This is a genomic window from Pirellulales bacterium (genome assembly GCA_035533075.1).
Taxonomy (GTDB): Bacteria; Planctomycetota; Planctomycetia; order Pirellulales; family JAICIG01; genus DASSFG01.
This window is the reverse complement of the sequence record DATLUO010000157.1, coordinates 1-10390: the sequence shown is the minus strand read 5'-3', so window position 1 is coordinate 10390 and position 10390 is coordinate 1. Positions and strand designations below refer to the sequence as shown.

Genomic DNA, 10390 nt, shown 5'->3' with positions numbered 1-10390 from the left:
GACTGCTCCGCTCCGGTCGCTGCGCTCCCTGCGCTACGCAGTCCAACCCCACAGCGGGAGTAGGAACACCCAAGGGGACATTTCTATCCGTCAGAAACAGGGGACATTTCTATCCGCGTGTAACACCCGCCCCCCCGCGCTGCTTGATTTTGCCACGGACTTTGGTTCTGCTGTCGGCTTGAAGGTCGCTTGGCTATTCGAGTATCCGACGTTATTGGGGGGCGAACGCTCGCTGCTGGCGACGTTACCTTATTTGCTTCAAGCAGGCATCGAACCTGTGGCGCTGGCGCCGCCGGAAGGGCCGCTGGCCGATGTGCTGGCTGGTTGCGGCGTCGAACATCGGCCGTTCAACGTGCATCCGTCCGATCGGGCGATGTCGCGCCAGCAACTGCGGCAAGCGCTGCGCTCGCTGCTCGAAGAAATCCGGCCGGCGCTCTTGCACGCCAACAGTCTGAGCATGGGGCGGCTTTCGGCAGCGGTGGTCGAAGCGGCCGGCATGCCGAGCATCGCGCACCTGCGCGACGTCGTCGGCTTGAGCGCCGCCGCGGTGGCCGATCTGAATCGGCATGCGCGGCTGCTGGCCGTGTCGCAGGCCACGCGCGAGTTCCACTTGAAGCAAGGCGTAAGTGCCGAGCGCACGCGGGTCTGCCATAACGGCGTCGATCTGAACCTGTTCCGGCCGCGGGCGCCCACCGGTTGGCTGCACCGCGAACTTGGTTTGCCGGACGACGCGGTCTTGGCGGCAAGCATCGGGCAGCTCGTCATGCGCAAGGGGCACGATGTGCTGGCGCGTGCCGCCGCGCGCGTCAAAGACCGCTTGCCGGCACTGCACTGGCTGCTGGTCGGCGAACGCCATTCGCAAAAGGCCGAAGCGATCGAGTATGAGGCAGCCCTGCGCGCGTCGATCGAGGCGGCGGGCCTGGCGCGGCGGTTCCATTTCTTAGGAGCGATCGTCCACGTCGAGCGGGTCTTGCCCGAAGTCACCCTGCTGGTTCACCCGGCGCGGCAAGAGCCGCTGGGCCGAGTGCTCCTGGAGGCGGCGGCGGCGTGCGTGGCATGCATCGCCACCGATGTCGGCGGCACGCGCGAGGTTTTTCCCGCGGCGACCATGGCGCGGCTTGTTCCCGCGAACAACGTTGATTCGTTGGCCGAGGCCATCGTCGAATTGATCGAGTCGCCCGCCGAGCGCGAAGCGATGGGCCGCTCCGCGCGTCGCCGCATGGAAGAGGCATTCGGCGCGGAGCATGCAGCCCGAGCGCTCGCCGGCCATTATCGCGAAGTTAGCGACGGCCAGTGCCCGTAGCTGACTTCGTGAGAAGTCTGGTGGGGCGGGTGGCTGGGGCAGAGTAATTCCGCCACGCGCGATTAATACCTTCCTCGACGCCGCTCCTTGCTGGGCAGAATCTCCAAGCAAGTCGTCCACCAGCCGGTCAATACCGCTTCCTGGAACTCGGCGGGCAAACCTTCCTCCGCCATCTCACGGGCCAGACTGCGGTGGTCGTATTCCACCGGCACATACTCCACCGTGACGCCGTCTTGGTCGTGGCCGACGATCGCGAACCAGACGTTGGTGCGGCCGTCGTTTTCCGGCCGGCCCAGCACGCCGACGTTCACGAACCGCCTGCCACCGCTCAACGCTCGCTGCCAACGGATGCCGCTGTGCGTTGCCAGGATGACGTCGGCCGCGTGGTCGTCGGCCAGTTTGTCGAGAAAGTGAGTCGGCGTGGTCGACTCCCAGAGAAACTCGTTCACTTTGCGCGGGCTGCCGTGACACATCAGCAGCCGGAGTCCGTCTAAATCGGACCGATGTTGCGGCGGCAGCGAGCAAAGCCAGCGACGGTTTTCGTCCGACGTGTTGGCCAACGTGTAGTCGTAGCTGATTTGCGCGAAGTGGTTGTCGCGAGGATCGATGTAGCCGCATTGACAGTTGTCGAGACCGTGCCCGACTGAATCGTCGTAATTGCCTTGCAGGCAGAAGACACCGTTCTCGCGAAGCAGGGGAAACACTCTGTCGGGATGCGGGCCGAAGGCCCCCAGATCGCCCAAGCAATAGAGGGCGTCGACGCCGCGCCGTTGGGCGAGCCGAATGGCCGCTTCCAGCGCCAGGTAGTTGCTGTAGATTCCGCCGAAGCAAGCGATCCGCATGCGCGACTCAGTTGCCCATGCCGCAACCGCCGGGGCCGCAGCCGGGCTTGCCGCAACCCATGAAGGGAGCATCGGCCATCGGCAAATTGGTGCCGGAAGTTACCGGGGCCGCCGGAACGCTCAGCCGCTTGGCCAGCCGGGGGCTGCGGCAACTTGGACACTCAGGCTTGTCGCCCGATCGCACGAGAAGCTCAAACTCATCGCCGCAAGCGTCGCACTGATATTCGTAGAGTGGCATGGTCGGTGCTGAAAAGATTCGTTTCGGCTCTGATCGGTTTTGACAAACAACTTCGGTATTCGACGCAGGGTGGGACCAGCGAGCTTGCGAGCGCCGGCCCACCACAAGTGACGTCGCTAACGGTGGGCCGGCGCTCGCAAGCTCGCTGGTCCCACCCTAGGCTCAATGCATTGCCGGTTCTGTTTCTCAAAACCGATCAGAGGGTCTTGTTTCCCCATCGGCATCTATTGTACCCTGCCGTACCATGCCGCCAACTGTACTTAACCGCCAGCAGACCCGCGAAGTCGATCGACGCGCCGTGTCCGAGTATGGCATGTCGGGCCTCGTGCTGATGGAGAACGCCGGCCGTGGCGTGGCCGACGTTCTGTGCCAACTGGGCGTGCGCGGCCCGGTGATCATCTGTTGCGGCAAGGGGAACAATGGCGGCGATGGTTTCGTGGTCGCCCGGCATCTCGATCTCCGCGGCCTGCCGGTGCGCGTGTTGCTGTGGACCACGATGCACGAGCTGTCGGGCGATGCCGCGGTGAATTTCGACATCTTGCGAACGTCGAAAGTGCCGATCGAAGTTTTCGGCCAACAGCACGACGGCGAGCGATTCCAACGGCAGCTTGCCGGCGCAGAGTGGATTGTCGATGCCTTGCTGGGCACCGGCGCCACCGGTGCGCCGCGCCCGCCGGTCGACGCGGTCATCGAGCAGCTCAATGCCAGTGGAATCCCGATTGTGGCCATCGACCTGCCCAGCGGCCTCGATTGCGACACGGGCACGGCCGCCACGCCCACCGTCCGCGCCCGCCACACCTGCACTTTTGTGGCTTCGAAGCCTGGATTCTTGACGCCCGGAGCCGACCGCTACACCGGCGAAGTCCATGTGCTGGAGATCGGTGCGCCCCGCCGCTTGCTGGAAGAGATGGTCGCCCTTGCACATCACGAGCCTTCACAATCCGCACGTTAAAGACGCCGTCAAGCTTCGCCAGCGTCGGCAGCGCGAAAAGCAGGGCCGCATGCTCATCGACGGCGCGCGCGAGCTGATGCGGGCCATGGCCGCCGGCGTCGAGCTCGTCGAACTCTTTGTTTGCGGACCGCTCTGCCAATCGCCCGCCGCGCAGCAGGCCCTGAAGCGGATCGACGAAACGGGCGTCGCTCGTTTGACGGTCACTCCGCAGGTATTCGAAAAACTGGCCTTTGGCGAGCGTGCCGAAGGGGTGATGGGCGTGGCCACGACGCCGCGGCGCTCGCTGGCCGACTTGCAGTTGCCCGGCTGCCCGCTCGTCGCGGTGGTCGAGGGCCTAGAAAAACCCGGCAACCTGGGGGCGATTCTGCGCACGGCCGACGCCGCGGGAGTGTCGGCGGTGATCGCCGCCGGACAGGGCACCGACCTGTTCAACCCGAACGTGGTCCGTGCCAGCCTGGGTACGGTATTTTCGATGCCCGTCGCCGTGGCCAGCGCGGAAGACGCGGTGCGTTTTCTCCGCGAGCATGCATTGCGGATTTATACGGCCCGCGTCGATGCCGACATGCACTACACCGAGGCAGGGCTAGACCTGCCGGCAGCGTTGGTATTGGGAAGCGAAACGGCCGGCCTTTCCGACGCCTGGCGTGGCGAAGACGTGGTGGCCATCAAGTTGCCCATGCTGGGCGTGGCCGACAGCTTGAATGTGTCGGCCACCGCGGCCGTGTTGTTTTACGAGGCGCTGCGGCAGCGGTGGAAGAAGCAATGAGAAAACGAACCGCCTCTTCACCAAAGCCTCGTGACGCCGTAAGCGTCGAGGGCTGTGTCGCCGCTGACAATCGCGATTTGCTCCACCTGTGCCTGAGCGACGATCAGCCGGTCGAACGGATCGCGGTGATGAAACGGCATCGTCGTGATGAGTGCCGTGTGTTTCGGCTCAATATGTAAAATACGAAAGCCGTTGGTCGCAATCTCGCGCTCCATGAACATCTGATATGGCTCCGGCAAAGAATATTTGTCGAGCCGGATTTTGATCGCGATTTCCCAATAGGAAGCGGGACTGACTTCAATCTCGTTGTTCGCATCGCTAATAAGCGCATCGGCTTTCGCGCTCAATTGTGGATCGTCGAGGATGTACCACAGGAAGGCGTGGGTATCGAGGAGAAGCCTCACGGCATGTACTCCTTGAAGTCTTTGAGGTGCTCCTCGTCTTCTTCATGAATGATCAGCTTCCCTTTAGCGCTACCGCGTCGCCGGGGCTGGCGAACCGATATCGCTTGGCCGATGAGTTTCGCCACTGGCTGATTGTCTTCGGTGATAATCACCTCGTCGCCGGGCCTGAGTCCGTGGATCAATTCCGAAAGACGGATTCCGGCTTCCTGGATGGGTACTGTGGTCATTCCTCTTGTCTCCGCGTTGCTTCTCCGTTTCGGCGGTCATTACTCTCGCATTCCATTATACAGGTGACGGCGGGGGATTCATCGCCGCCACGGTCATAAAAAAGCTATCGTTGCTTCGACACAGCCACCGTGAAGCTCATGCTCAAGCTCAGCTATCTCCGTTCGGCCGAGGAGTTGCGCAAGGCGGCGTCGCAATGGGACGCGCTTTGGCAACGCAGCGAGGTGAGCGCGCCCTTCGCGCGGGCCGAGTTCGCGGCCCAATGGCTGACGCACTTCAGGCCCGACGCCGCGTTTTACGGTCTGGTCGTTGAACAAAGGAAGACCTTTCTCGCGGCGTTGCCGTTGGTCGCCTCGCATTCGTCGAAATGGACCGCTTGCGGAGGCCTGCCCTCGAACGCCTGGGGATTGTGCGGCGACCTCTTGCTCGACGATGCGGCCGACGAAGCCGCTGTCTTGGATCTCCTGGTTGAGGGCTTGAACGAAGCTCCTTGGCCCCTGTTGTGCCTGGCCCCGGTGGCCTACGAAGCGCCGCGCTGGCAGGCGTTGCTCGCGGCGGCAAGGGGCCGCGGTCTCGACGCGATGGTCGTTCCGTCTCAGCGCGTTGGCCAGGTGCAAATCGACGGCCGCTGGGACGAATACCAGGCCCGCTGGTCAGGCAATCATCGCCGCCATCTTCGCAAAGCGGCCAGGCGGGCGAAACAGTCCGGCAAACTCTCGCTGGAGATACACACGCAACCCGCGGCGCAACTGGCCACGTTGCTAAAACATGCCTGCGAGCTCGAAGATCGGAGCTGGAAAGGCGGCGCGGGAACTTCGATCTTGCGCGCGCCGACTATCTTCGACTGGTATTTGCGCCAGGCCGGCAGCATGGCCGACCTGGGACATTTGCAACTTATGTTTCTGAAACACGACGATCGGCCGATCGCGTTCGAGTACGGATGCCGCGCCAAAGGCGCATACTACTCGACCAAAGTCGGCTATGATGCCGCCTATGCCGCGCTTTCGCCCGGCCAATTGTTGCGAGCGATGTTGTTGGAAGGATTTTTTAGCTCGGGCGACGTGCGGCTGGTCGACTTTTGGGGACCGTTGACCGACGCGACCGCCAAGTGGGCCACCCGCGACTACGCGGTAGGCAAGGTGCTGATTGCCCCTCGCCGCTTCGTGAGCCGTCTGGCGCTGGCCGGCTATGCCTCGGCGCGTCCCTGCTGGCGCCGGGTCCGCGCGTACCTGCCGTTGCGGGCTGCCAAAGCGAATCCAAAATGAAGGACCAACTTGCCACCGGTCGATGTCGCTCGTCAAAACATGCCACCTCCCATACCCATGCCCATTCCCATGCCGCCACCCATACCACCCATACCGCCACCCATGCCACCCATACCGCCACCCATGCCACCGCTCGTTCCACCCATGCCGGGGCCGATGCTGCCCATGCCACCCATGCCACCCGCTCGCGGTTGCTGAATCGGAACCACCAGGTCGGCCACGGGATAGACGCGCGTGCTGAGCATGTTCTCGGCTTCGGTCCGGCTGGTGATCAGCAGCACCTCGTTGCGAAGCACGTACGTCAGGTCCATCTCGCCGAGCAACAGCTTCAAGGCCGAGCGGAGCGTGATGCCCTTGATGCTGCGTGTGACCGGCGCGTCGCTGCCAATGCCGGACTCGGCGATCGCCCGGTTGTCGAGCTGGATCTCGATGTTGTGCCGCTGCTTGAGGTAATCGATGACGTCGGTCAGCGGCTGCTCGGTGAAATCGAGCTCGGTCTTGTCGTCCAAGGCCGCCAGAATCTTGGTCTCGCTGGGGCCGTGCTGCTTCACGTCGACCGCTTTGTACTTCTTGCGGCGCTCGGTGAGCAACTGCCACGTTTCGACGTCGGGGTAAATGATCGGTGGCTCGTCCGGGCTCGACACGTGCGACAACTCGACCTGGTAAGCCGCGTCGACGAAGCCCCTGTGCCGCATGTCGCGCACGGCGTTCATGTCAGCCGCATATCCCACCATTCGCGCGGTCAACTCGGCCCCGCGCAATCCGGCCTGCCCCGGATTCATTTCTTCCGCGATCGCGGCCAGCGCCTCGGCATCGCGATAGCGCTCTTCGCCCATCAGGGCGTTGAACCGCAACATGAGCTGATCGGTTTTCTGTTCTTGCAAAAACAGCGCGCGATTGATGCGCTCCAGGGCTTCGCGTTCAGCGGCGGCTTGCTGGGCCTCAAGCCGGCGCTCGGCCTGGGCCTGAACCTCGCGGCGGGCCGCCCGCAGCGCGGCCTCGAGCGACTCGACGAGCTGGGTGCGCACCTTGGCGCGAAGTTCGCCGGCGCGGCGCACCTTGTCGATGAGCAACTGGAGCGTTTCTTGGGCTTGTTCGGGATTGCTGCCCATAGTCTGGCGCGCTCGGTTCAGGCCGTTGCGGACCTCGGCCCGCAAAAAGCCCTCGACGGTGCGGTTCTGCCGATCAGTTTGGTCCAGCAATTCGCCATCGGCCGTGTCGGCAGCCTGGTTGCGGCCACGGGGTTTGATGAGTTTCAAATCGTTCGACGTCGCGCCGCCATCAGTACGCCGCGGTTTCTGGGCGGCCGCCGCGGCCTTGCCGGCACCGTTAACCGAGGCCGGCGCGCCCCCTTGAGCCGCGCCGAGCAGTAATAGAACGATTCCCAACGCCCCGCCCGCCAACTGCCACGATTGAAACAAGGACCTCATTGCTCTCTTGCTCCGCGTAAAAGAAGGGCCGGATCTGGCAGCAACACCTGCGCAGGCCGTCGCCTGAAAACACCTGGGGACCTGGCGCCGCCTCGCCCATCGGCCGGTTCCGAGACGGCCTTGAACGCGGGGCGCCGGCAACTTGATAGGGAAACCTCCTCAGCCGATTAAAAACCGGACCCAGCGGCAAACGGTTCTGGCCGTGCTGAGGGAAGGCACACCCAAATGCGGATCGGTGTTCGACACTCGACCAAACGGAAGGTCGGGTTTCCGCAACGCGAAGAGCAACTTGAGCGGTGTTCCGCCGCAGACATGAGGCCCGTAGGCCGCCTCTTCTCACAGCCCTGATCGTACCACTCACCGCCGCGGCGTCAAGCAAGTTGCAGCTTTTGTGGCGGATGCCTCATCCTTTCCAACCGTCTCGACTTCGATTATCCTCGACGTTCGGCTTTTTCGCACACCAACACGATGAGGACCGCACCCATGTCTCGCTCCGGCTTTTGTTTGTTTTGCGCGCTTTCGTTGGCACCGACCCTGGCGGCCTGCGCCGCGGAAGGCGGCCTACCTACGTTCACCGATGCCGCTTCGGCCGGCCCTGATTTCGTCACGCAGGGCGAGTACGTCGGTCAGGTCACCGCCGCCGACGGCGAACAGCGAAAGCTGGGCATCCAGGTGATCGCGCTGGGCGACGGTAAATTCCGCGCCGTCGCCTATCCCGGCGGGCTGCCGGGCGAAGGCTGGCAAAAGGGCGACAACAAACATAGCATCGAAGGCAAGACCGACGGGAGCGTCACGGTATTCAAGGGCGAGAAGCATGAGGGACGCATCGAGCAGGGCGTGCTGAAGGTGCTCGACGCGTCGGGCAAAGAGCACGGCAAGTTGAACAAGGTCGAGCGCAAAAGCCCGACGCTGGGCGCCAAGCCGCCGGCAGGCGCCGTGGTGCTGTTCGACGGCACCAGTGCCGACAACTTCGAGGGCGGCAAGATGACGCCCGAAGGCTGGCTGCAGGTCGGCACCCGCAGCAAGCAGTCGTTCGGAAGTTGTACGCTGCACATCGAGTTTCGCACGCCGTTCATGCCCACGGCCCAGGGCCAGGCCCGCGGCAACAGCGGCGTCTATCTGCAAGACTGCTATGAGTTCCAGGTGCTCGATTCTTTCGGTCTGGAAGGAAAGAACAACGAGTGCGGCGGGCTGTATGCGATGATCGAGCCGAAAGTGAACATGTGCTTGCCGCCGCTTTCCTGGCAGACCTACGACTTCGAGTTTACGGCGCCCAAGTTCGACGGCGACAAGAAAGTCGCCAACGCGCGGGCCACGTTGCGGCACAACGGCGTGGTGATCTACGACGACCTGGAGATTCCGCGGCTGACGCCGGGCGGCCGATCGAAAGAGGCCCCCACCGGCCCGCTGATGTTGCAGAACCACGGCAACCCCGTGGTGTATCGCAACATCTGGGTCGTCGAGCGGAAATAGGCTCTTTGAATTCAGCCCAAGTCGCGGCAAACGCCCGAACAAGTCCACACGGGCGGCCGCCGCGCTGGCTTTCCGTCAAATCTAACAACGAGGTATCCCTGTGGTCGGTCTTTTTGCATCGCGCGTCATGCTCGCGTCAGCCCTGATGTGTTTCCAGCAGGGCGACTTCACTCTCCGTTCGAGCGCATTCGGCAAAACCTACGTTAGCGCGGTATCGGAAGCCAAGCTGCTCGATTCGCCGGCATGGGCCGACGATAAGCCTAACCCGCCGGTGTCGGCAAGATCCGCGATGAACCTTGCGAGAATCGTGCTAGACGCAGCCATCGAGCTTCCTGAAGATTGCGAATGGCACCAAGGCTCTCTCCATTTGATGGTTCCCCCGCTGTCGGATCAGCAGCGCTGGATATGGCTCGTGTACTACTACGGGTCCAAAAAAACTGGCGTTACCCCTGGAACTGGAAGCCACAAGATCGCGTTGATTGTGCTCATGGATGGCACCGTCGTTAAGCCGAAGCTCGAATCGCCGGCGGATGACGACAAGAAATCTCAGGATTAGACTGACCCACTACCATATTGCTGGTTTTCTTGACGGATGCGTCCGCGGCGCGGTATGGTTCCTTGAGGAGGCAATGGCCGATGAAGCTAACGATCGACATTCCCGACACCGTGCGACAGTCGCTGGAAAAGCAGCTTGGTGGCGATTTGACTCAGGCAGCAAAGGAAGCAATGGCTATCGCCTGGTATCAGGCCGAGAAACTGAGCATCGGACAAGTCGCCGAGCTGCTCGGCATAGCGGTCTACGAGGCCGACGGTTTAATGAAAGAGCGTCACATCGAAGCAGCGTATTCGCTCGAAGACTACGAGCGCGACCGCGAAACTCTTGAGCGCGAGATGCTGAGCCGAAAGCGGCAGAAAAACGAAAAACAAAAGCGGTCGTCACTCGGGGCGATGGTGGCGGCGGACGGCGTACTCTACTTGCCCCAATCGTCTACGCGCAAGACGAGAGTTTTGTCTTTGGCGGCGATGGCCGTTGACGCTTGCTCTATCGCAAGCATCCCATAATTGCGATCGGCGGTTGCCAAGATCAAGTTGTATTGGACGGCAATACAGGCGATTTGAAGGTCGCGTTCGTCAATGCCAAGCTCCTTGCCAGTTATGCGGCAAACCAACTCCTCTGGATATTTTTCCTTCCACTTTCGTCCTTGCTTCGTTCCGACCTGTCTCCACAGCTCGGCGCGCAGGGCCGCATAAACCGGTACAGTGTTTGAATCAAAGGGTAGTGGAAAGGGAAGCGTTGCCAGGAACGCGCGCATTTGTTTTTGCTGTTCAGACTCAGGCTTTGTTGACCTAGCCCTTAAATAAGCGTATCCCGATCGCTTTTTGGCCACAATTCCGCGACCGGCAGCCGCGCAGCGGCGACCTGGCCAGCGTCGAGCGCCGGAGTTGGAGGCTCAGATTGTCGGTCGTGCATCAGTTCTTTCGGGGTAAGGTG

General features: G+C 62.5%; 12 protein-coding genes. 7 read left to right on the top strand and 5 right to left on the bottom strand.

Annotated elements, in window-relative coordinates:
* Nucleotides 1-178 precede the first annotated feature (178 nt).
* The gene (locus VNH11_19800; GenBank protein HVA48620.1) at nucleotides 179-1303 is read left to right on the top strand and encodes a glycosyltransferase; all 1125 of its coding nucleotides are present in this window, start codon (nucleotides 179-181) and stop codon (nucleotides 1301-1303) included.
* Between the two features lie 62 nt (nucleotides 1304-1365).
* Here the strand turns inward: VNH11_19800 and VNH11_19795 are convergent, their stop codons facing one another.
* Both VNH11_19795 and VNH11_19790 read right to left on the bottom strand, forming a co-directional pair.
* Nucleotides 1366-2145 carry a metallophosphoesterase family protein gene (locus tag VNH11_19795; GenBank protein HVA48619.1) on the bottom strand — a complete coding sequence of 260 codons (780 nt, stop codon included), beginning with the start codon at nucleotides 2143-2145 and terminating at the stop codon, nucleotides 1366-1368.
* Between the two features lie 7 nt (nucleotides 2146-2152).
* Nucleotides 2153-2383, bottom strand: a complete 231-nt coding sequence (locus VNH11_19790; protein HVA48618.1) for a zinc ribbon domain-containing protein — start codon at nucleotides 2381-2383, stop codon at nucleotides 2153-2155.
* A gap of 244 nt (nucleotides 2384-2627) precedes the next feature.
* Between VNH11_19790 and VNH11_19785 the strand changes: the two genes are divergently transcribed.
* Both VNH11_19785 and VNH11_19780 read left to right on the top strand, forming a co-directional pair.
* Complete coding sequence (locus tag VNH11_19785; protein ID HVA48617.1) at nucleotides 2628-3335, top strand: NAD(P)H-hydrate epimerase; 708 nt, start codon at nucleotides 2628-2630, stop codon at nucleotides 3333-3335.
* Complete coding sequence (locus tag VNH11_19780) at nucleotides 3301-4101, top strand: RNA methyltransferase (GenBank protein HVA48616.1); 801 nt, start codon at nucleotides 3301-3303, stop codon at nucleotides 4099-4101. Before VNH11_19785 ends, VNH11_19780 begins: the two co-directional genes overlap by 35 nt.
* 17 nt (nucleotides 4102-4118) lie before the next feature.
* Here the strand turns inward: VNH11_19780 and VNH11_19775 are convergent, their stop codons facing one another.
* Both VNH11_19775 and VNH11_19770 read right to left on the bottom strand, forming a co-directional pair.
* Nucleotides 4119-4505 (bottom strand): type II toxin-antitoxin system VapC family toxin, encoded by a 387-nt coding sequence (locus VNH11_19775; GenBank protein ID HVA48615.1) that lies wholly within the window; start codon nucleotides 4503-4505, stop codon nucleotides 4119-4121.
* Entirely contained in the window at nucleotides 4502-4732 is a 231-nt protein-coding gene (locus VNH11_19770) for a hypothetical protein (GenBank protein HVA48614.1), read from the bottom strand. The genes VNH11_19775 and VNH11_19770 overlap by 4 nt, the downstream gene beginning before the upstream one ends.
* Before the next feature lie 138 nt (nucleotides 4733-4870).
* Here VNH11_19770 and VNH11_19765 point away from each other — a divergent pair, with 138 nt between their 5' ends.
* Entirely contained in the window at nucleotides 4871-5995 is a 1125-nt protein-coding gene (locus VNH11_19765; protein ID HVA48613.1) for a GNAT family N-acetyltransferase, read from the top strand.
* 32 nt (nucleotides 5996-6027) lie between these two features.
* Here the strand turns inward: VNH11_19765 and VNH11_19760 are convergent, their stop codons facing one another.
* Entirely contained in the window at nucleotides 6028-7425 is a 1398-nt protein-coding gene (locus VNH11_19760) for a hypothetical protein (GenBank protein HVA48612.1), read from the bottom strand.
* 483 nt (nucleotides 7426-7908) lie between these two features.
* On the opposite strand from VNH11_19760, the gene VNH11_19755 reads away from it, so the two are divergent.
* From VNH11_19755 to VNH11_19745, 3 genes are all read left to right on the top strand, one after another.
* A complete protein-coding gene (locus VNH11_19755) occupies nucleotides 7909-8898 on the top strand; it encodes a DUF1080 domain-containing protein (protein ID HVA48611.1) in 990 nt (329 codons plus the stop codon).
* Between the two features lie 100 nt (nucleotides 8899-8998).
* On the top strand, nucleotides 8999-9454 hold the full coding sequence (locus VNH11_19750) for a hypothetical protein (protein ID HVA48610.1): 456 nt from the start codon (nucleotides 8999-9001) through the stop codon (nucleotides 9452-9454).
* A 110-nt stretch (nucleotides 9455-9564) separates the two neighbouring features.
* Complete coding sequence (locus VNH11_19745) at nucleotides 9565-9960, top strand: UPF0175 family protein (GenBank protein ID HVA48609.1); 396 nt, start codon at nucleotides 9565-9567, stop codon at nucleotides 9958-9960.
* Nucleotides 9961-10390: the final 430 nt, after the last annotated feature.